We start from the raw sequence: 20,741 nt of genomic DNA, 5'->3' as shown, positions 1-20,741 counted from the left end.
CATGCGCATCGCCGTTACCGGAGCAAGCGGATTCGTCGGCCGCCATGCAGTGCGCGCACTGCGCGCGCGCGGAGCCGAGGTGATCGCGCTGTCGCGCCGCGCGGAGCCGGCGCTCGACGGCGGCGTGCAGACGATCGCCTTCGATGTCGCGGACGCGGGCGCGGATGCCTTCGCGCGCATCGGCCGTCCTGACGCGCTTTTGCACCTCGCGTGGGGCGGACTGCCGAACTACCGGTCCGCGCATCACCTCGAACGTGAGCTGCCGCTGCACGCCGCCTTTCTCGAAGCCTGCGTGCGGGGTGGCCTCCAGCGCCTCGCCGTCGCCGGCACTTGCCTCGAATACGGCATGCACTCGGGCCAACTCGGCGAGGCATGCGCTGCCGAGCCGGTGGTCGCCTACGCGCAAGCGAAGCATGCGCTGCACCGCCGGCTGGAGGAACTGCGCACCGAATCGCCGTTCGGCCTGGCCTGGCTGCGACTCTTCTACTTGTACGGCCCCGGGCAGGCAGCGACATCGCTGTGGACGCAGCTTCAGTCCGCGCTGGCGCGTGGCGCGACGAGCTTCGATCTTTCTCCGGGTGACCAGGTGCGCGACTTCATCGCGATCGAAGCGGCCGCGACCGCCATGGCCGGACTCGTCACCGCGCACGCCGACCCCGGCACGGTCAACATCTGCAGCGGCCGACCCGCAACCGTGCTGGATACGGTGCGCACGTGGCTCGACCAGAGCCGACGCAGCCTGGTGCTTCGGCCCGGCGTGCTGCCGTATCCTGATCACGAACCGTTCGCGTTCTGGGGCAGCACGCGATACCTCGACGAACTGCTGGGAGCGGCATGAGCGCGATCGAACTGGCGCGACTGGAGGACATCCCCGTCTACCAGAACAAGGTATTCGCGGACGCGGCTGCCGCACGTGCCTGCCCGCGCGGCGATCTCGTGCTGGCGCAGGACCCGGACAGCGGCTTCGTCCGCAATATCGCCTATGACCGCGCACTGCTCGCCTACGACGACAGCTACCAGAACGAACAGGGTAATTCGGCGGTATTCCGCGCCCATATTGATGACGTGCTGGCGATCATCGGGCGACAGTTCGATTCCCGGCGCATCCTCGAAGTCGGCTGCGGCAAAGGCCGGTTCCTCGAGGCGATGCTTGCCGCCGGCCATGATGCGTTCGGTGTCGACCCGGCGTACGAGGGCGATTCCGATCGCGTGATACGCAGCGAGTTCGGACCCTCGCTCGGCGTGCGCGGCGAGGCCATCGTGATGCGCCACGTACTGGAGCACGTGCCCGCGCCAGCGGCGTTCCTGCAGCGCATCCGCGATGCGAACGCGGGTGGACTCATCTACATCGAAGTACCCTGCTTCGACTGGATCATGCGCCACCGCGCGTGGTTCGACCTGTTCTACGAGCACGTCAACTATTTCCGCGAGGACGACTTCGCCCGCCTGTTCGGCACCATCCTGGAAGCGGGTCACCTGTTCGGCGGGCAGTACCTCTATGTGGTGGCCGCGCTCGACTCGCTGCGCGACCCCGCCGTCGTGCCGACGCCGCCGCGCATTGCCAAGCTGCCGGCGGATTTCTTCGCCAGCCTCGACCGGTGCGCCGGGCTCGCGCGCGATGGCAGGCCTTGCGCGGTGTGGGGCGCTGCCGCGAAGGGCGTTATGTTCACGCATCACCTGCTCGCTCGCGGCGTGCGGCCGCTTCTGGCCATCGACATCAATCCCGCCAAGCAGCAGAGTTTCATGGCGGGCAGTGGCGTCGCCGTGTACGCGCCGTCCGACGCAATGGCGCAACTCGGCCCACACCCGCGTATCTTCGTCATGAATTCCAATTATCTCGAGGAGATCCGCGCCGTGGGCGGCACGGATCCCGACTACATCGCGGTGGACCAGGCATGAATGACTTCGAGCGGGAAATCAGCCATCGCGTGCGTGCCGCGCAGACGAACGAGCGCTTGCGCAACGATGCGCGCGCGTTCACCGCGTCGTCGATCGAGGCGAGATACTCCTACAACTTCCATTGGCTCGGTCGTCCCGTGATCCAGTATCCGCAGGACATGGTGGCCCTGCAGGAGATCATCTGGTCCACGCGGCCCGACCTCGTGATCGAGACGGGCATCGCTCACGGCGGTTCGCTCGTCCTCAGCGCCTCGCTACTCGCCTTGCTCGACCTGGCGGACGCGGCGGCGGCGGGGACGCCGGTCGACCCGCGGTTGCCGCGCCGGCGCGTGATCGGCGTCGACATCGATATCCGCAGCCACAATCGCGAGGCGATCCAGGCGCACCCGCTGGCGCCGCGCATCACGCTCGTGCAAGGCTCCTCGACGGCCGCGGACGTCGTGCAGGAAGTGCGGCGCGCGAGTGCCGGCCATGAACGCATCATGGTCTGCCTCGATTCCAACCACACCCATGCGCACGTGCTGGACGAGCTTCGGGCCTATGCTCCGCTCGTCACGCCGGGCTGCTACTGCATCGTCTTCGATACCGTCATCGAACAGCTGCCGCTCGGCAGTTTCGCCGACCGGCCTTGGGACATCGGCGACAACCCCGCCACGGCGATCGCCGCATGGATGGCCGAGAATGACGATTTCGAAGTCGACCGTGAGATCGATGCCCGGCTGCAGGTGAGCGTCGCCCCCGGCGGCTACCTGCGCAGGCGGGAAACGACTCAGCCCTCACGCCGGTAGGTGAGTGCCGTGATCTGTTCGGACACCAAGCCGATCAGGAAGACGATCACCGAGGCGCTGAACAGCAGCAGGCTCATGTTGGTGAAGCGGTGTTCGGTCGCGAAGGTCCAGGCGTAGTAGCCGAGGCCGATGAAGAAGAAGACGAGGCTCGCCGGTACGAACAGCTTGAGCGGCGAGTAGAGCGTGGCGATCTTGAAGATGATCAACAGGAAACGGATGCCGTCGCGCAGCGGGCGGATGTGGCTGCGGCCAATGCGCCGCGCCACCGGGACCGGCTCGTAGGCGACCGCGTAGGCACTGCGGAAGAACGCCATCGTGCAGGTCGTCGGATAGGAGAATCCGTTCGGCAGCAGGTGCAGGAATTCGCGGAACTTGTCCGCGCGGACCGCGCGGAAGCCCGAGGTGAGGTCGGCCACCGCGAATCCCGTCATGCGGCTCGCGAGCCAGTTGTAGAGCGTGTTGGCGATGCCGCGCCCGACCCCCGCCTGGCCCGACCAGTCGCGGGCGCCGACGACCATGTCGTAGCCCTCGCCGAGCCGATCCAGCAGGCGCCCGACCAGCGCCGGGTCGTGCTGGCCGTCCGCGTCCATGAAGACGAGCACGTCTCCGCCCGCTTCGCGCGTGCCGCGCTTGATCGCGGCGCCGTTACCCATCGAGTACGGCTGGCGCACCACGCGCACGCCGGCCTCCATGCCGATCCGCGCCGTGTCGTCGCCGGAGCCATCATCGACGACGATGATTTCGGCGTCCGGCCACGCCGAACGCAGCCGCGGCAGCAGGCCGGCCAGCGCGGGTGCTTCGTTCTTGGCCGGCAGGATGATGCTGAGCATGGCCTCCCCGGCCGCGGATCATGTTTTTATGTGAGCTGCCTCCCTATACTGCCGGCAGGGAGTTCTTTCGGCAATGTATTTGGGGTAGATTCAGCTTTAGATAACGGGGACTTGCACGGCATTCCTATGGCGACCCAGATGAATACGCCACCGCTGGCGGGCCTCTCCGGCATCGCGCGGCGGCTCGTTTCCGAGGGAGCCCTCGCCGAAAACGACGCGCGCAAGGCCGTCGAGGACGCCGCCAAGGCGAAGATCCCGATCGGCGCATGGCTGGTCGAGAACGGGCTCGCGCAGGGCCGCCAGGTCGCGATGGCCTCGTCGGCCGAGTTCGGCATGCCGCTGCTCGACGTGACCGCGCTCGACTACACCCAGCTCCCGCTGAACATCGTCAAGGAAGAACTCATCACGAAGCACAAGGCGCTGCCGCTGTTCAAGCGCGGCAATCGCCTGTTCGTCGGCGTCGCCGACCCGACCAACCTGCGTGCGCTCGACGAGATCAAGTTCCAGTCCAACCACCTGATCGAGCCGATCCTCGTCGAGGACGGCGTGCTCGAGCGAGCGATCGAGCAGGCGCAATCGGCCGCCAGCCAGAACATCACGGACATCGGCGACGCCGAGGGCCTCGAGAACCTCGAACTCGGCGCGGTCGACGAGGACGGCGAGCAGACGGGCGTGGATGCGACCGGTGGCGAAGACGCGCCGGTGGTGAAGTTCGTCAACAAGGTGCTCGTCGACGCGATCAAGCGCGGCGCATCGGACATCCATTTCGAGCCGTACGAGACCGCGTATCGCGTGCGCTACCGCATGGACGGCATGCTGCGCGCGGTCGCCTCGCCGCCGCCGAAGCTGAGCCCGCGCATCTCCTCGCGCCTCAAGGTCATGAGTGGCCTCGACATCGCCGAGAAGCGCGTGCCGCAGGACGGCCGCATCAAGCTCAACCTGTCCAAGACCAAGGCGGTCGACTTCCGCGTCAGCACCTGCCCGACGCTGTTCGGCGAAAAGATCGTGCTGTGTATCCTCGACGGCTCGGCCGCGAAGATGGGCATCGAGAAGCTCGGCTACGAGGAAGACCAGAAGAAGCTGTTCCTCGACGCGATCGAGAAACCGTACGGCATGGTGCTCGTGACCGGTCCGACCGGTTCGGGCAAGACCGTCTCGCTGTATACCGCGCTCAACATCCTCAACACCGAGGGGCGCAACATCTCGACCGTCGAAGACCCGGTCGAAATCCGCCTGCCCGGCGTCAACCAGGTGCAGCAGAACACCAAGCGCGGCATGACGTTCGCCGCGGCGCTGCGCTCGTTCCTGCGCCAGGACCCGGACGTCATCATGGTCGGCGAAATCCGCGACCTCGAAACCGCCGAGATCGCGATCAAGGCGGCGCAGACCGGGCACATGGTGCTATCGACGCTGCACACGAACGACGCGGCGCAGACCATCGCGCGCCTCATGAACATGGGCATCGCGCCGTACAACATCACCTCGTCCGTCTCGCTCGTGATCGCGCAGCGCCTCGCGCGTCGCCTCCACGACTGCAAGAAGCCGCTGGCGCTGCCGCCCGCGGCGCTGCTGGCGGAAGGATTCACCCAGGCCGACATCGACTCCGGCATGCAGCTGTTCGATGCAGGCGGCTGCTCCGGCTGCAACGAGGGCTACAAGGGCCGCACCGGCATCTACCAGGTCATGCCGATGACCGAAGAGATCCAGAAGATCATCCTCGCCGGCGGCAGTGCGCTGCAGATCGCAGAGGAGGCGCGTCGCGTCGGCATCCGCGACCTGCGCCAGTCCGCGCTGCTCAAGGTCAAGCAGGGCGTCGTCAGCCTTGCCGAAATCAACCGCGTCACCAAGGATTAAAAAGCCATGGCCACAGCAACCGCCGCAGCCGTCAAGGCGAAGGCCGCCGCCGCCCAGCGCGGCAAGGCCCGCGCGCAGGTCAGCGACATGCAGACCTTCACCTGGGTCGGCATCGACAAGCGCGGCATCAAGATCAAGGGCGAGCACGTCAGCAAGAACGTCGGCCTGGTCAAGGCCGAGCTGCGCAAGCAGGGCATCAACCCGCAGGTCGTCAAGCCGAAGGGGAAGCCGCTGTTCGGCGCGTCCGGCAAGAAGATCACGGGCCGCGACATCGCCATATTCAGCCGTCAGCTCGCGACCATGATGGCGGCCGGCGTGCCGATGGTGCAGGGTTTCGAAATCGTCGCCGGGGGCCAGTCCAACCCGCGCATGAAGGACATGCTGACCGCGATCAAGACCGACATCGAGGGCGGTTCGGCGTTGTACGAGGCGCTCGGGAAATATCCGGTGCAGTTCGACGAGCTGTTCGTCAACCTGGTCAAGGCCGGTGAATCGGCGGGCGTGCTCGACACGGTGCTCGACACGATCGCGTCCTACAAGGAAAACATCGAGAACATCAAGGGCAAGATCAAGAAGGCGATGTTCTATCCCGCGGGCGTCATCGCGGTCGCCGTGATCGTGTCGTCCATCCTGCTCATCTTCGTGATCCCGCAGTTCGAGCAGGTGTTCAAGAACTTCGGCGCCGACCTGCCGGCATTCACCCAGATGCTGGTCAACGTCTCGAGATTCATGGTCTCGTACTGGTGGATGGTGTTCGGCATCTTCTTCCTGAGCGTGGCCGGCATCGTCATGCTGTACAAGCGCTCGGACAAGTTCGCGCATTTCATCGGCCGCATGCTGCTCAAGCTGCCGATCATCGGCGAGATCCTGCGCCAGTCGGCGATCGCGCGTTTCTCGCGCACGCTCGGCGTCACCTTCCGTGCGGGCGTGCCGCTGGTCGAGGCGCTCGATTCCGTCGGCAACGCGACCGGCAGCGTCGTCTACAACGACGGCGTCAAGCGCATCCGCGAGGACGTCGCGGTCGGCCACCAGCTCCAGCTCGCGATGCGCCAGACGGGCCTGTTTCCGAACATGGTCACGCAGATGGTTGCGATCGGCGAAGAAGCGGGTGCCCTCGATGCGATGCTGTTCAAGATCGCCGAGTTTTACGAGACCGAGGTGAACAACGCGGTGGACGCGCTGTCCAGCCTGCTCGAGCCGTTGATCATGGTCGTGATCGGCCTCCTCGTCGGCAGCATGGTCGTCGGCATGTACCTGCCGATCTTCAAGCTGGGCGCGGTCGTCGGCTGATCGGGGTTCCGTTCGCCGGATGAATGCCTTCGCCTGGGTGGCCGAGCCGCTCCCCCTCATCGTACTCGTGGGGTTGCTCGGCCTTCTGGTCGGCAGTTTCCTCAACGTCGTCATCCTGCGCCTGCCGCGCCGCCTCGAGCACGAATGGCGACTGCAGGCTCACGAGATCCTCGCTGCCGATCCCGCTGCCGACGCAGACCCGCACGCAGACGAGCACGCGGGCAATGCCTACAACGACGCTCCCCACCCGGATGCCGACGCCGGCATCGGAGGCTTCGGCCACGGCGACCAGGACGTCGATGCCAGCGCCCTCGACAGCCACGCCAGCGACGCGCCGGCCGTGTCGATGCACGCAACCGCCGAGGCGGGCGAAGTGGCGCCCCCCGACCTCGTCTTCACGGCTTCGCACTGTCCGCACTGCAAGCACCCGCTGTCGCCGCTGGAGAACATCCCGCTGCTGAGCTGGCTCGTGCTCGGCGGACGCTGCCGTCACTGCAAGACGCCGATCTCGTGGCAGTACCCGCTGGTGGAACTGCTCAGTGCGCTGGCATCGGCGGTCGTCGCCTGGCGCTTCGGGTTCGGGCCCGCGCTCGGCGCCGCGCTCGTGTTCACCTGGATCCTCATCGCCGCTTCCGGCATCGACGTGCGCACGCAGCTGCTGCCCGACCAGCTCACGCTGCCGCTGCTCTGGCTCGGCCTGCTCGCCTCGCTCGTGCCGCTGTTCGTCGAGCCTTCGGCGGCGATCGTCGGTGCCGTCGCGGGGTATCTCAGCCTCTGGTGCGTGTTCTGGTTGTTCAAGCTCGGCACCGGCAAGGAAGGCATGGGCTACGGCGACTTCAAGCTGCTCGCCGCGCTCGGCGCGTGGATGGGTGCGATGAGCCTGTTGCCGATCGTGTTGCTGTCGTCGCTCGTCGGCGCGATCGTCGGCGGGATCGCGCTCGCGGCGCGCGGGCGCGATCGCAACACGCCGATCCCGTTCGGGCCGTTCATCGCGGCCGCCGGCTGGATCTGGTTCGTGTTCGGCCGCCAGCTCGGGCATGCCTATGCCTACCTCTTCGGGCTGGCCTGACCGCGCCGACCCAGCCTCTCCTGGAGCGGGACGCATGAGCTACACCGTGGCGCTCTCCGGCGGCATCGCGAGCGGCAAGTCGGCCGCAGCGGAACGTTTCGCCGCGCTCGGCGCGCACGTGATCGACGCCGACCTCGTCGCGCGCGAACTGGTGGAACCGGGCGAGCCGGCGCTGCAGGAGATCGTCGCGAACTTCGGTGCAGGCGTGCTCACCGCGGGCGGCGCGCTCGATCGCCGCGCGCTGCGTGAGCGCGTGTTCACCGACGCCGCGGCGCGGCGCCGCCTCGAAGCGATCCTTCATCCGCGCGTGCGCGAAACGCTGCGGCAGCGCGCCGACGAGCCATGCGGCAGCTACGCGATGGTCGTCGTACCGCTGCTCGCGGAGAACGCCGAGCAGTACGCGTGGGTCGACCGCGTCCTCGTCGTCGACGTCCCTCGTGAAACCCAGCTCGCGCGCCTGCTTGCACGCGACGGCATCTCGCCGGCCACCGCCGAGGCGATGCTCGCCGCCCAGGCGTCGCGCGAGCAACGGCTCGCGATCGCCGACGACGTGATCGTCAACGACGGCAGCCTTGCCGACCTCGATGCGGCCGTCGCCGCGCTGCACGAGCGCTATGCGTGGGCAGCCGCGACGCGCCTTCGATCTCCTGACTGACTCCCGCGTCGCTCAGGGACGGCCGCGCAAGACGAACCCGATACCGGCCAATGCCGCGTCGACCACGACGGTGACGAGTCGATAGGCGAGCGCGACGACGAGCGCCTGCGCGTCGCCGAGCGCGGGTCCGAGGCCGAGCACGAGCACGGTTTCGCGCACGCCGAGCCCGGCCGGTGCGCCTGGCGTCACGTAGCCGAGCACCCATGCGAGGGCAAACCAGCCGCACCAGCTCCCGATCGACAGCCCGCCGCCACCGGGAGCGAGGCTCCGCAACGCGAGCGCCGACAACGCGACGAATGCGAGGTGGATCGCCAGCACCCCGGCGATCCCGCGCAACAGGTTGGGCAGCGCGATCCGCCGGCCGGCACGACGCGCGTAAACCGAGACGGCGAATGCGCCGACGACCGGCAACGACCAGGCAGCCCAGGCGAGCCCATGCGCCCACGGCGCGATGGTGACGATGCGCGCGTCGCTGGACACGCCGACGGACAACGTGCCCGCGCTCGCCACGATGAGCAGCGTCTCCATGCCGAGCGCGAGCGCGAGCGGGGCGTGGCCGACGCCGGCCCTGCGCGCGGCCACGTGACGGTACGCGACATGGAACACGTTGCCAGGGAGGTATTTGGCGAGCTGCGCGCGCAGGTGCGACGTGTAGAGCGGAGCGGCCGCCACGCGGTGACCTGCGGCGATGCGCACGAGCGCCACCCACGCCACGCCGAGCATCGCCGCGGCCGCGGCGTAGCAGGCGATCGCGACGGCGAATGCGCCCGCGCCGATGCGCGCGAAGCCGTCACCGATCGACACGCCCAGGGTGTAGCCGCGCCGCGCGAGGAAGGCGATCGCGACGATGCAGAGCAGCGTGCCGCCGACGTTCGCCGCGCGCCGCAGCGGACTCAGCGGCGTCGGCACAGCACCATCGTCCATGGCAGCGGTGAACGCGTCTGCAGGACGTTGAAGCGGCGCGCGATCAGCTCGAGGAACGAAGTCCGCCCCCAGTGGTTGACGTGACCCGGCGTGTTGCCGAGCGCGCCGGGATACTTGCCGCGCGCCATCTCGAGGACGCGCCACATCGGCTCGCGCGGCACGCTGGCATTCGATACCGGCACGGCGCCGGCGAGCCCATCGAACGCATCGAGGAACCCGCGCATCAGCCGGCGCGCGATCGGGTATGCAGTGCGGTACTTGTCGTAATGGTGGCCGGCCGGCCGCGTTGGCGCATTCATGCGCGCGGCTCCTGTTCGCGCGCGCGCCGCACCTCGCCCTCGACCTGGCGCAGGCGCCAGTCGATGCCTTCGAGCAGGCGGCGATTGACCGACGTGAGGTCCGCGATGAAGCCGAGCATGAACAGCAGGAAGCCGATCGTGACCGACGCCGCGGCGAGCACCGCGGACTGCACATGTCCGGTGCCCTGCCCGATCAGCATGTGGAACACGTACCAGCCCCCGAGCAGGAAACCGACTGCGAGGAAGAACGACGCGATCAGTCCGAAGAACGCGAGCGGCCGATAGGTCGCGAAGATGCGCACGATCGTCGCCGCTGAGCGCCAGACGTAGTGGCGCATGCTCTTCACGAGGCGCGACGGGCGCAGGTCCGGATTCGTGCGCACCGGCACCGACAGCACCCGGATGTTGCTCTGCCCGGCCTGGATGATCGTTTCCAGCGTGTAGGTATACGCGCTGAACACGTTGAGCCGCTGTGCCGCCTCGCGCGTGAACGCGCGAAAGCCGCTCGGCGCATCGGCGACCTGGGTGCGGCTGGCGACGCGCACGACCCAGCTGCCGAGCCGCTGCAGCTTCTTCTTGACCCACGAGAAGTGCTCGGTGTCGCCGATCGGCCGCGCGCCGACGACCATCTCGGCCTGGCCTTCGACGATCGGCCGCACCAGTGTTTCGATGTCGCGCGCGTCGTACTGGTTGTCGGCGTCGGTGTTGACGATCACGTCGGCACCGAGGTCGACCGCCGCCTCGAGGCCCGTCATGAACGCCGCCGCGAGCCCGCGATTCACCGGATGGCGCACGACGTGGTCGACACCGAGCGCCTTGGCCACCTGTGCCGTACCGTCGACCGAGCCGTCGTCGACGACGAGCCATTCGACGCACGTGAACCCGGGCACCGCGCGCGGCAGTTGCGGAATCGTGTGCTGCAGCGATTCGCTCTCGTTGTAGCACGGGATCTGCACGACCAGCTTCACGCCGCGTCCTCCGCCGACGCGGACGGGCGTTGCGCCACGAACAGCTGGTTCGCTCCCGCGAGGAACCGCGAGTACACGGCGACCGCGAGTTGCTCGCGCTCGGCCAGCCCCCGCAACGCCGCGCCGTCGAGCAGCGTCTCGTGTTCCTCGCTCGCATCGCGGCTGAAGATGCCCAGGCGCGCGCCGATGTCGTGGATGAATTCGTAGGCCGGGTGCGGCGTGGTGAGGACGATGCAGCCACCGGGTCGGAGCATGCCGGCGAGGCCGCGCAGGAAAGCGTGCGGCTGCGCCACGTGCTCGATGACGGCGAGGCAGGCCACGGTGTCGAAACGCTCGTCCACCGGCACCGCCTCGACGAAGCGGTGCTCCGGATGGAGGCGGCGCGCAATCGCCAGCGCGCCGGCGTCGATGTCGAAGCCGACGTAGTCGGCCGGCGCGACATGCGCGGCGAGCGCGCCCGAGCCGCAGCCGTAATCGAGCACGCGGCCACGCAGCCATGGCTCGACCGCGCGCACTCGGCAACGGCGCAGGAACGGCGACAACAGACCCTGGGTTCCCTGATCGGACATGGCACCTGGCGGTTGGAGGAGGCGCGACAGGCCGGACCGGCGGCGCGGCCCCGAATCTAGCAATGCTTCAGCGGGGTGTCACGGAGCCCGGTCACGCCCACAGGCCGCGGATCGCCGCGATACCCTGCGCGCCGGCCATCCAGGAGGCGTCGATGTCCTCCCCCTCCATGCCGCCCAGCGCATAGACGGGCATCGGCGCATGCACGACGAGGTCGGCGAACCGCTCCCATCCGAGAGCCGGCGCCTGCTCGTGGCCCGGCGTCGGGAACACCGGCGACAGCGTCGCGAAATCCGCCCCGATGCGTACCGCGTGCAACAGCTCGGCCGCGTCGTGGCAGGATACGGCGAGCCAGCGATCGGCGGGCAATGGCCGCTGCACGAGCGCGGCCGCGGTTCGTGCGGGCAAGTGCACGCCGTCGAGCCCGAGCACCATCGCGAGCTGCACGTCGCCATTGAGCAGCACGCGAGCACCAAGCGCCTGGCTGATGTCGCGCGCACCGCGGGCCGCCTCGGCGAGCCGCGCGCGCGGCCAGTGCGGCTGGCGTAGCTGGATCAGGCGCACGCCGCGGCGACAGGCGCGTTCGATGCCGGCGAGCCTTTCATCGAGCGCCTCCGGCGCGAGCGCCGGCGTGATCAGGTAGCGGTCGGGGAGATCGAGCGCGGCGATCACCGGGCGATCGGCGGGCGGCATCTCGACCTGCGCGAGTGCCTTCTGCTCGACCCATGCGAGCGCTTGCCCCTCGTGCGGATGCGGGGTGCCGGTCCACGCCGAGACCTGCCAGACGTCGAGCAGGATGTCCTGCTCGGGATACCGATGCGGAACCGCGATGAGCGGGCGCGCCGACTCGACGACGATGCCGAGTTCCTCGCGCAGCTCGCGTGCGAGCGCGTCGACCGGCGCCTCGCCTGCGTCGCATTTGCCGCCCGGGAATTCCCACAGGCCCGCGAGGTGCTTGCCGGCGGGGCGGCGCGCGAGCAGCACACGGCCGCCCGCATCGCGCAACACGCCTGCTACGACGTGGATGGAGGCCGGCACGGCAGGCTCAGACGAGCTTGCCGTGGCACTGCTTGTATTTCTTGCCGGACCCGCACGGACACGGATCGTTGCGCCCGACCTTCGGCGCTTCGCGCAACTGCGGCACGCCGACGTTCGGCATTGCCGTGGCGTCCGCGTCTTCCGGCTGCTCGCCGGGGGCGAAGCCGGCCGCCTCGGCGTGCTGGAACTGCATCGCGCGCGCCTGCATCTCGGCCTGGCGGCGCTGCTGCTGCTCCATCGCCTCGACTTCCTGCTCGCTGCGGATGCGCACGCGCGCGAGCAGTTGCACGATCTCGAACTTGATGCGCCCGAGCATGCCTTCGAACAGCTCGAATGCCTCGCGCTTGAACTCCTGCTTCGGCTGCTTCTGCGCGTAGCCTCGCAGGTAGATGCCCTGGCGCAGGTAGTCCATGCTCGCCAGGTGCTCCTTCCAGCCGTTGTCGAGCACCGACAGCATCACGTGCTTCTCGAGGCCGCGCATGACTTCGGACCCGAGCATCGCTTCCTTCTCGCGGAACAACCGGTCGACCAGTTCCTGCACGTGCTCGAGCACGTCGTCGGCGTCGGCATCCTCCTGCTGGTCGAGCCAGGGCTTGAGGCCGGTCTGCAGGCCGAACTCGGACGCGAGCTCGGTCTCGAGCCCGGCCAGGTTCCACTGCTCGTCGACCGACTCGGCCGGCACGTAGCGGCGCACGACGTCGGCGATGACGTCCTGGCGGATGATCTTGATCGTCTCGGCGACGTCGGCGCTGTCGAGCAACTCGTTGCGCTGCTGGTAGATGACCTTGCGCTGGTCGTTGGCGGTGTCGTCGAACTCGAGCAGGTGCTTGCGGATGTCGAAGTTGTGCGCCTCGACCTTGCGCTGCGCCTTCTCGATCTGTCGGCTGACCATGCGGTCCTGGATCGCGTCGTCTTCCTTCATGCCGAACATGCGCATCAGGCGCGCGACGCCCTCGCCCATGAAGATGCGGATGAGGTTGTCCTCGAGCGAGAGGTAGAAGCGGCTCGAACCGGGGTCGCCCTGTCGGCCCGAGCGGCCGCGCAACTGGTTGTCGATGCGGCGCGACTCGTGGCGCTCGGTGCCGATGATGCGCAGGCCGCCGAGCTCGACCACTTCGGCGTGGCGCTTCTCCCATTCGGCGCGCACGCGGGCGCGCTCGGCCTCGGTCGCGTCTTCGCCGAGCGAATGCAGCTCCGCCTCGAGGCTGCCGCCGAGCACGATGTCGGTGCCGCGGCCGGCCATGTTGGTCGCGATCGTGATCGCCTTCGGCCGGCCCGCCTGCGCGACGATGTGCGCCTCGCGCTCGTGCTGCTTGGCGTTGAGCACCTCGTGCGGCACGCCCCTCTTCTTGAGCAGGCCCGACAGCAGTTCGGACATCTCGATCGAGGCGGTGCCGACGAGCACGGGCTGGCCGCGCTCGTAGCTTTCCTTGATGTCCTCGACGATCGCGTCGAACTTGGGTTCCTGCTTGAGGAAGACGACGTCGGCCTCGTCCTTGCGGATCATCGGGCGGTGGGTCGGGATGACCACGACCTCGAGACCGTAGATCGACTGGAATTCGTACGCTTCCGTGTCGGCCGTACCGGTCATGCCGGACAGCTTCTTGTACATGCGGAACAGGTTCTGGAACGTGATCGAGGCGAGCGTCTGGTTCTCGCGCTGGATCGGCACGCCTTCCTTCGCCTCGACCGCCTGGTGCAGGCCGTCCGACCAGCGCCGGCCCGGCAAGGTGCGTCCGGTGAATTCGTCGACGATGATCACCTCGCCGTCGCGCACGATGTAGTCGACGTCGCGCTGGTACAGCGCGTGTGCGCGCAGCGCGGCGTTGAGATGGTGGACGACCGCGATGTGCTGCGAGTCGTACAGCCCTTCTTCCTCGCCGATGATGCCTTCCCTGCGCAGCAGCTGCTCGGCGTGCTCCATGCCCTCCTCGGACAGGTGCACCTGCTTCTGCTTTTCGTCGACGTAGTAGTCGCCGGGTTCCGGCGGTTCGCCGGGCTTGCTCTCCTTGAGCTGCCGCGTCATGCGCGGCACGATGCGGTTGACCTTGACGTACAGCTCCGGCGACTCGTCCGACGGGCCGGAGATGATCAGCGGCGTGCGCGCCTCGTCGATGAGGATCGAGTCGACCGCGTCGGCGATCGCGTAGTTGAGGCCGCGCTGGTAGCGCTGTTCGGCCGACAGCGCCATGTTGTCGCGCAGGTAGTCGAAGCCGAATTCGTTGTTGGTGCCGTAGGTGATGTCGGCGGCGTAGGCGGCGCGCTTGTCGCCGTGGTCCATGCCCGGCCACACGACGCCGACGCTCATGCCGAGGAAGTTGTAGATCCGGCCCATCCAGGCCGAGTCGCGCTTGGCGAGGTAGTCGTTGACGGTGACGACATGAACGCCCTTGCCTTCGAGGGCATTGAGGTACACCGGCAGCGTCGCGACGAGCGTCTTGCCCTCGCCGGTGCGCATTTCGGCGATCTTGCCGCTGTTGAGCACCATGCCGCCGATGAGCTGGACGTCGTGGTGGCGCATGCCCAGCACGCGACGCGACGCTTCGCGCACCGTCGCGAATGCCTCGGGCAGCAGGCTGTCGAGCGTGGCGCCTTCGGCGAGGCGGCGGCGGAATTCATCCGTCTTTGCCTGCAGCTCGGCGTCGGACAACCCCTGGAACTGCTGCTCGAGCGCGTTGATCTGCGCCACCGACTTGCCGAGCTGGCGCAGTACGCGGTCGTTGCGGCTGCCGAAGATACGCGTCAGGAAACTGTTGAGCATGGGTCGTCTTGGTCGGAACGGGGGAATGAGAGGCGGTTCATCGCGTCCGGCCTGGGCGGCCGGAGTGTCCTTCCACGGCAGGCCGCCGCGGAAAAACAAAACAACCGCCGATGATACGGCGGCCTCTCGATACACGCCAGCTTGAGGCGAGGGGACGGCCTTTCAACCGCCCCCGCCGGGCAGTGCGGACGCCGCCCGGAACGATCAGGCGCGGTTGGCGCGGGTCGACTTCACGTAGGCCATCGGATTGACCGCGCGGCCGTTGTACCAGACTTCGAAGTGGCAGTGCGGGCCGGTCGAGCGGCCGGTGGAGCCGACGCTGGCGATTTCCTGGCCCGAATGCACGCGCTGGCCGGGCTTCGCGCTGATCGCGGAATTGTGCGCGTAGCGCGTCATGTAGCCATTGCCATGATCGATCTCGACCACGTTGCCATAGCCGGCGCGCACGCCGGTGAAGGTCACGACGCCGTCGGCGACCGCATTGACAGGAGTGCCTTCCGGCGCGGCGAAATCGACGCCCATGTGGATCGCCTGGTGGCCATCGAACGGGTCGGAGCGGTCGCCGAAGCCCGACGCGATGTAGCCTTGGTTGACCGGCATGCCGCTCGGCAGCAGCTGGTTGTCGATCTTGCGGTCGCGCAGGAGGTTCTCGAGTACCTCGAGCTGCGCCTGCTGGCGGTCGAACTCGGCGCGCAGGTTGTCGATGCCACTTTGCAGCGGCAGCGGCATCGTCACGCCGGTGGCGGGTTCTTCCGGGCCGCCGACGGCCGGATCGCCGCCGAAGTCGAACTCGCCGTCGTCGAGCTTGCCGACCTGGGTCAGGCGCTCGCCGAGTGCATTGAGTCGCGTCGCCTGTGCCTGCAGCTGGCCGAGCTGGGCGGCGAGCGCATCGATGTTGCGGCGCGAGTCCTGGTCGAGGGTCGACAGCTGCGCGCGCTGGTCCAGGAGCGCTGAGCGCATCTGCGCAACTTCGCGCAGGTCGTGCGCGCGCGGGCTGGAGAAGATCCAGCCGCCGAGGGCGCCCAGTCCTACCAGCACGAACGCACAGGCTGCCAGCGCGGCGACGAGGAGGTGGCCATGGCGGCCGGACAGGTCGATGCGCCATGGCAGCGCGTGCGCATTGCGGACGATAATGATGTTCATGCTGCTCGGCCGGATTCCCGTTCGTCGTGTCGCCAAAGCGCAATCCCACCACCTCCTCCACCGCAGGGCCTCGGCCCGCGGCAGAGTGCATCACCCTCGGCACGCTCGCGGATCGCGCGCGCGCCCTGGATGCGCTGGATGAAAGACTGCGCCGCCTCTTGCCCGCTGCGACGGCGCGCGAGACGCGACTCGCCGACGTGCGCAACGGACGAATTGTCTTTCTGGCGTCCAGTCCGACCTGGGCGAGCCGGCTGCGGCTGCATCAAGCCGCGCTGCTGGCCGAAGCCCGTACCGCACTCGGCGGTAGCGTCGAACGTTTCGCCGTGAAAGTGGCGCCCTTGCCGACCGTTCCCCCGGACCCGACAAAGCCTGAACCGCTTTCCGCCGCCACCACCCGCCATCTGCGAGCGACAGCGACAGCCATCCAGGACCCTGAACTCAGGGCCCTTTATCTCCAACTGGCGTCCATCGCCGGTGATGATTCCTAGGAGCCGGGGCGGCCCCCATTCCCCGCTTGTGTGCTTCCTGGCGGAAGCTGTTCTTCTTCTGGTCCTGCCCCGCCCGGCCCCTTCCCGGACCGTGGCGTCCCGATCGCTGCAGCGGTAACCCGGTGCACGACCGGCCGGTAATTTTTACCGGCTCCCCGTCACCCTACCGGGTGCGGGACATGCGTTTCGCGATGCGCGTCGCCTTTCCAATCCTCGGCGAGCGCTCCGCGCACGTCGCGGCTCAGACCGCCTGCGCCGGATGGGCGTAGGAGATCGGTGCCGCGCTTTCGTCCTCGAAGCTCACTTCTTCCCACGCCGTCGCATCGGCGAGCAGCGTGCGCAACAGCTTGTTGTTCAACTCGTGGCCCGACTTGTAACCGTAGAACGCGCCGATGAGGCTGTGTCCGAGCAGGTACAGGTCGCCGATCGCATCGAGGATCTTGTGCTTGACGAACTCGTCCTCGTAGCGCAGGCCGTCCTCGTTGAGCACCCGATAGTCGTCGAGGACGATGGCATTGTCCATCGATCCGCCCAGGGCGAGGTTGCGCTCACGCAGGTATTCGATGTCGCGCATGAAGCCGAAGGTGCGCGCGCGACTGACTTCCTTGACGAACGACGTCGTCGAGAAGTCGATCTCGCTGGTCGAGGTTCGCTTGGTGAACATCGGGTGGTTGAAGTCGATCGAGAAGCCGACCTTGAAGCCGTCGAACGGCTCGAAGCGGGCCCATTTGTCGCCGTCGCGGACGGTGACCGACTTCTTGATGCGGATGAAGCGCTTGGCCTTGGCCTGCTCCTCGATGCCTGCCGACTGCAGCAGGAACACGAAGGGACCGGCGCTGCCGTCCATGATCGGCACTTCCGGCGCCGACAGGTCGACGTAGGCATTGTCGATGCCGAGGCCGGCCATCGCGGAGAGCAGGTGCTCGATCGTCGCGATGCGCACGTCGCCCTTCACGAGCGTGGTGGAAAGACGGGTGTCTCCGACATTCTCGCAGCAGGAGCGAATGTCCACCGGGTTCGGCAGGTCGACGCGGCGGAACACGATACCCGTGTCCACGGCCGCCGGGCGCAATGTCATGTAGACCTTGTCGCCCGTGTGAAGACCCACGCCCGTCGCTCTGATGACGTTTTTGAGCGTGCGTTGTCTGATCATTTTTATGTATTGCCCCCTGGGGCAGGAGCTGACAAAACGGCGGCGAGGGTAGCACAGCGACGGGGACGAGAAAAGTTAAGCGACGTATGGAACCCACACTCCGTCGTTTTTTCGCAACATACTCCGGCCATTCCCGTCATGGCCGTCGACCGCCGACGACGGCGACCGCCATCCTGACGCCACAGGATGGCGGAGCCGGGGCGGCGATGTGTTCGAGGCATCGCCGCCTTGGCCCGCGCGCGCTTCCCAGCGATCGCCCGGGCCGGATGGGAGCCCGCTCGCCGCCTCAGTCGGCCTGGCGACGCAGGAACGCCGGGATGTCGAGGTAGTCGCCCGACGCCTCCGGCTGCACGTGCTCGACCGCCTGGCGCATCGGCTGGCCCGGGATGCCGAGATAGTCGACCTCGCCGGTGGTGGCGTTGCGCACGACGCGCATCGGCGGGCGCTGCGAACTCACGACTTCGCGCTCGCGATGCTCGCGCAGCGGCTGCCGCGCGACCGCGCGGTTGAGGCCGGTGGCGACCACGGTCACGCGCACGTCGTCCTTGAGCTCCGGATCGAGCGCGGTGCCGATCACGACCGTCGCGTCCTCGCTCGCGAACTCGTGCACGACCTGGCCGATGTCGTCGAATTCGCGCATCGTGAGGTTGGTGCCCGCGGTCACGTTGACGAGGATGCCGCACGCGCCGGCGAGGTTGACGTCGTCGAGCAGCGGGTTGTTGATCGCCGCCTCGGCGGCCGCGACCGCGCGGTCGTCGCCATGCGCGGTGCCGGTGCCCATCATCGCCATGCCCATCTCGGACATGACCGTGCGCACGTCGGCGAAGTCGACGTTGATGAGGCCCGGACGCGTGATCAGGTCGGCGATGCCCTGCACCGCGCCGAGCAGCACGTCGTTGGCCTGCTTGAACGCGCTGAGCAGGGTCACGTCGCGGCCGAGCACGGTCAGGAGCTTTTCGTTCGGCACCGTGATCAGCGAATCGCAATACTGGCCGAGATCCTCGATGCCCTTCAGCGCGACCTGCATGCGGCGGCGCCCTTCGAACGGGAACGGCTTGGTCACGACCGCGACCGTGAGGATGCCCATCTCCTTGGCGAGCTGCGCGACCACCGGCGCGGCGCCGGTGCCCGTGCCGCCGCCCATGCCGGCCGTGATGAACGCCATGTCGGCGCCCTGCAGCAGCTCGACGATGCGCTCGCGGTCCTCGAGCGCGGCCTGGCGCCCGACTTCCGGATTCGCACCCGCGCCGAGGCCCTTGGTCACGTTCGCGCCGAGCTGCAGCGTGAACTTCGCGCCGCTGCTCTTGAGCGCCTGCGCATCGGTGTTGGCGCAGACGAAATCGACGCCTTCGACACCCGCCTGCACCATATGGCTGACCGCGTTGCCGCCGCCACCACCGACGCCGACGACCTTGATCACCGCATTCGGTGCCATCTTCTCGACGAACTCGAACATATCCCATCCTCCGCAAGTGGTTACTGCCTGGTTTTCTTATCGTTCCCGGGTCCGTGACCTTCCCGGTCCGGCCCGTCCTGCCGCGGCTGGCGTGCCGTGGTCGTTACCTCTGCCGTCCTCCATGACGGCAAAGAACAGACCGGATTGCATGCCGGTCTTCCCAACAAGGGCCTCTCGGCGCCGTGTCCACTAGAACTCGCCCTTGAACCAGGTCGCGACCCGGTTCCACAAACTTCCGACCGCCGAACTCCCGGCCGCCGGGGCGCCGCGCGTCGCGCCGCCGCGGCTGCCGTAGATGAGCAGGCCCACGCCGGTCGCCTGCATCGGGTTCGCGACGACGTCGGCGAGGCCCGTCACGTGTTGCGGCGTACCGAGCCGCACCGGCATGTGGAACAGTTCCTCGGCGAGGTCGAGCGCACCCTCCATGCGCGCCGCACCGCCGGTGAGCACGATGCCCGCGCGCACGAGTTCCTCGCGCCCGCTTCGGCGAAGGTCCGCCTGCACCATCTCGAAGATTTCCTCGTAGCGCGGCTGCACCGCCTCGGCGAGGTTCGGCCGCGCGAGGCGCCGCGGCGGGCGGTCGCCGACGCTCGGCACCTGGATCGTTTCTTCCGCATGCGCGAGCTGGGCGAGCGCGCACGCGTAGCGCACCTTGAGCTCTTCGGCATGCGCGGTCGGCGTGCGCATCAGGTGCGCGATGTCGCTCGTCACCTGGTCGCCGCCGATCGCGAGCGAGGTCGTATGGCGCAGCGCGCCACCGGTGTAGATCGCGATGTCGGTGGTGCCGGCGCCGATGTCGACCATGCACACGCCGAGTTCGCGCTCGTCGTCGGTGAGCACGGCGCGCGCCGAGGCGACCGCGGCCGGCAGCAGTTCGTCGACCTGCAGGCCGCAACGGTTGATGCACTTGGTGATGTTCTGGATCGCGCTCGCCGCACCGGTCACGAGGTGCACGTTCGCCTCGAGCCGGACACCCGACATGCCGACCGGATGGCGGATGCCTTCCTGGCCGTCGATGAGGTATTCCTGCGGCTCCCGGTAGAGCACGCTGCGATCGGCCGGTATCGCGATCGCGCAGGCCGAGTTCAGCACCACGTCGAGGTCGGCGGCGCTGACTTCCTTGTCGCGGATCGGCGCGGTGCCATGCGAGTTCTCGTCCTTGATGTGGCTGCCCGCGATCGATGCGTAGACCGAGCGGATCTGGCAACCGGCCATGAGTTCGGCTTCCTCGACCGCGCGCTGGATCGAATGCACGGTCGATTCGATGTCGACCACGACCCCGCGCTTGAGGCCATGCGCCGGATGCGAGCCAATGCCGATGATCTCGACCGATTCGCCCGGCGTGTGCTCGCCGACGATCGAGACGATCTTCGACGTGCCGACATCAAGTCCGACGATGAGGTTCTTTTCGGTCTTGCGGTTCATGGCGGGCCGGGAATCGGGAATCGGGAATCGGGAATCGCAAGAGCGGCGAGCCGCGTCGCTGCGAGCAACGTCGTCGGATCGGTCGGGAATGGATCTGGAACGGGACGCAGCGTTGCTGCCTGCGGTTGGCCATT

Annotated in this window: 19 protein-coding genes; 8 read left to right on the top strand and 11 right to left on the bottom strand. The window is 67.9% G+C overall.

What is annotated here, in order from left to right; all coding sequences use genetic code 11:
- Nucleotide 1 precedes the first annotated feature (1 nt).
- Genes ACTHK2_RS13635 through ACTHK2_RS13625 form a run of 3 tightly spaced genes read left to right on the top strand, consistent with a single transcriptional unit; the run spans nucleotide 2 to nucleotide 2,687 of the window.
- On the top strand, nucleotides 2-838 hold the full coding sequence (locus ACTHK2_RS13635) for an NAD-dependent epimerase/dehydratase family protein (RefSeq protein WP_440246260.1): 837 nt from the start codon (nucleotides 2-4) through the stop codon (nucleotides 836-838).
- Nucleotides 835-1,899, top strand: a complete 1,065-nt coding sequence (locus ACTHK2_RS13630; RefSeq protein WP_440246259.1) for a class I SAM-dependent methyltransferase — start codon at nucleotides 835-837, stop codon at nucleotides 1,897-1,899. Before ACTHK2_RS13635 ends, ACTHK2_RS13630 begins: the two co-directional genes overlap by 4 nt.
- Nucleotides 1,896-2,687: a cephalosporin hydroxylase family protein gene (locus ACTHK2_RS13625; RefSeq protein WP_440246258.1), complete on the top strand. Its 792-nt coding sequence runs from the start codon at nucleotides 1,896-1,898 to the stop codon at nucleotides 2,685-2,687. Before ACTHK2_RS13630 ends, ACTHK2_RS13625 begins: the two co-directional genes overlap by 4 nt.
- Here ACTHK2_RS13625 and ACTHK2_RS13620 read toward each other — a convergent pair.
- A complete protein-coding gene (locus ACTHK2_RS13620; RefSeq protein WP_440246257.1) occupies nucleotides 2,669-3,517 on the bottom strand; it encodes a glycosyltransferase family 2 protein in 849 nt (282 codons plus the stop codon). The two genes, ACTHK2_RS13625 and ACTHK2_RS13620, sit on opposite strands and share 19 nt — an antisense overlap.
- Before the next feature lie 138 nt (nucleotides 3,518-3,655).
- On the opposite strand from ACTHK2_RS13620, the gene pilB reads away from it, so the two are divergent.
- Genes pilB through coaE form a run of 4 tightly spaced genes read left to right on the top strand, consistent with a single transcriptional unit; the run spans nucleotide 3,656 to nucleotide 8,385 of the window.
- Nucleotides 3,656-5,371, top strand: coding sequence for a type IV-A pilus assembly ATPase PilB (pilB, locus tag ACTHK2_RS13615; protein WP_440246256.1), 1,716 nt, complete (start codon nucleotides 3,656-3,658; stop codon nucleotides 5,369-5,371).
- A gap of 6 nt (nucleotides 5,372-5,377) precedes the next feature.
- Nucleotides 5,378-6,661, top strand: a complete 1,284-nt coding sequence (locus ACTHK2_RS13610; RefSeq protein ID WP_440246255.1) for a type II secretion system F family protein — start codon at nucleotides 5,378-5,380, stop codon at nucleotides 6,659-6,661.
- A 19-nt stretch (nucleotides 6,662-6,680) separates the two neighbouring features.
- A complete protein-coding gene (locus ACTHK2_RS13605) occupies nucleotides 6,681-7,730 on the top strand; it encodes a prepilin peptidase (RefSeq protein WP_440246254.1) in 1,050 nt (349 codons plus the stop codon).
- Nucleotides 7,731-7,764: 34 nt separating this feature from the next.
- On the top strand, nucleotides 7,765-8,385 hold the full coding sequence (gene coaE, locus ACTHK2_RS13600) for a dephospho-CoA kinase (RefSeq protein WP_440246253.1): 621 nt from the start codon (nucleotides 7,765-7,767) through the stop codon (nucleotides 8,383-8,385).
- 12 nt (nucleotides 8,386-8,397) lie between these two features.
- On the opposite strand, the gene ACTHK2_RS13595 is transcribed toward coaE, so the two are convergent.
- From ACTHK2_RS13595 to ACTHK2_RS13565, 7 genes are all read right to left on the bottom strand, one after another.
- Nucleotides 8,398-9,309, bottom strand: a complete 912-nt coding sequence (locus ACTHK2_RS13595; protein WP_440246252.1) for a hypothetical protein — start codon at nucleotides 9,307-9,309, stop codon at nucleotides 8,398-8,400.
- Nucleotides 9,279-9,608 carry a hypothetical protein gene (locus tag ACTHK2_RS13590; RefSeq protein WP_440246251.1) on the bottom strand — a complete coding sequence of 110 codons (330 nt, stop codon included), beginning with the start codon at nucleotides 9,606-9,608 and terminating at the stop codon, nucleotides 9,279-9,281. The genes ACTHK2_RS13595 and ACTHK2_RS13590 overlap by 31 nt, the downstream gene beginning before the upstream one ends.
- Nucleotides 9,605-10,576 (bottom strand): glycosyltransferase family 2 protein, encoded by a 972-nt coding sequence (locus tag ACTHK2_RS13585; protein WP_440246250.1) that lies wholly within the window; start codon nucleotides 10,574-10,576, stop codon nucleotides 9,605-9,607. The genes ACTHK2_RS13590 and ACTHK2_RS13585 overlap by 4 nt, the downstream gene beginning before the upstream one ends.
- The gene (locus ACTHK2_RS13580) at nucleotides 10,573-11,145 is read right to left on the bottom strand and encodes a class I SAM-dependent methyltransferase (RefSeq protein ID WP_440246249.1); all 573 of its coding nucleotides are present in this window, start codon (nucleotides 11,143-11,145) and stop codon (nucleotides 10,573-10,575) included. Before ACTHK2_RS13580 ends, ACTHK2_RS13585 begins: the two co-directional genes overlap by 4 nt.
- A gap of 91 nt (nucleotides 11,146-11,236) precedes the next feature.
- Nucleotides 11,237-12,181 (bottom strand): Nudix family hydrolase, encoded by a 945-nt coding sequence (locus ACTHK2_RS13575; protein ID WP_440246248.1) that lies wholly within the window; start codon nucleotides 12,179-12,181, stop codon nucleotides 11,237-11,239.
- A gap of 7 nt (nucleotides 12,182-12,188) precedes the next feature.
- The gene (secA, locus tag ACTHK2_RS13570; RefSeq protein WP_440246247.1) at nucleotides 12,189-14,942 is read right to left on the bottom strand and encodes a preprotein translocase subunit SecA; all 2,754 of its coding nucleotides are present in this window, start codon (nucleotides 14,940-14,942) and stop codon (nucleotides 12,189-12,191) included.
- Nucleotides 14,943-15,146: 204 nt separating this feature from the next.
- A complete protein-coding gene (locus ACTHK2_RS13565) occupies nucleotides 15,147-16,085 on the bottom strand; it encodes a peptidoglycan DD-metalloendopeptidase family protein (protein ID WP_440246246.1) in 939 nt (312 codons plus the stop codon).
- A gap of 26 nt (nucleotides 16,086-16,111) precedes the next feature.
- On the opposite strand from ACTHK2_RS13565, the gene ACTHK2_RS13560 reads away from it, so the two are divergent.
- Nucleotides 16,112-16,573: a DciA family protein gene (locus ACTHK2_RS13560; protein WP_440246245.1), complete on the top strand. Its 462-nt coding sequence runs from the start codon at nucleotides 16,112-16,114 to the stop codon at nucleotides 16,571-16,573.
- 241 nt (nucleotides 16,574-16,814) lie between these two features.
- Here the strand turns inward: ACTHK2_RS13560 and lpxC are convergent, their stop codons facing one another.
- From lpxC to ftsA, 3 genes are all read right to left on the bottom strand, one after another.
- Complete coding sequence (gene lpxC, locus ACTHK2_RS13555; RefSeq protein WP_440246244.1) at nucleotides 16,815-17,726, bottom strand: UDP-3-O-acyl-N-acetylglucosamine deacetylase; 912 nt, start codon at nucleotides 17,724-17,726, stop codon at nucleotides 16,815-16,817.
- Between the two features lie 286 nt (nucleotides 17,727-18,012).
- Entirely contained in the window at nucleotides 18,013-19,182 is a 1,170-nt protein-coding gene (gene ftsZ / locus ACTHK2_RS13550; RefSeq protein WP_440246243.1) for a cell division protein FtsZ, read from the bottom strand.
- A 189-nt stretch (nucleotides 19,183-19,371) separates the two neighbouring features.
- Nucleotides 19,372-20,607 carry a cell division protein FtsA gene (gene ftsA, locus ACTHK2_RS13545; RefSeq protein ID WP_440246242.1) on the bottom strand — a complete coding sequence of 412 codons (1,236 nt, stop codon included), beginning with the start codon at nucleotides 20,605-20,607 and terminating at the stop codon, nucleotides 19,372-19,374.
- Nucleotides 20,608-20,741 lie beyond the last annotated feature (134 nt).

The organism is Dokdonella sp. (assembly GCF_051958935.1).
Lineage (GTDB): Bacteria > Pseudomonadota > Gammaproteobacteria > Xanthomonadales > Rhodanobacteraceae > Dokdonella_A.
The sequence above is the reverse complement of the archived record's forward strand: the minus strand, read 5'-3'. Positions and strand labels throughout refer to the sequence as shown.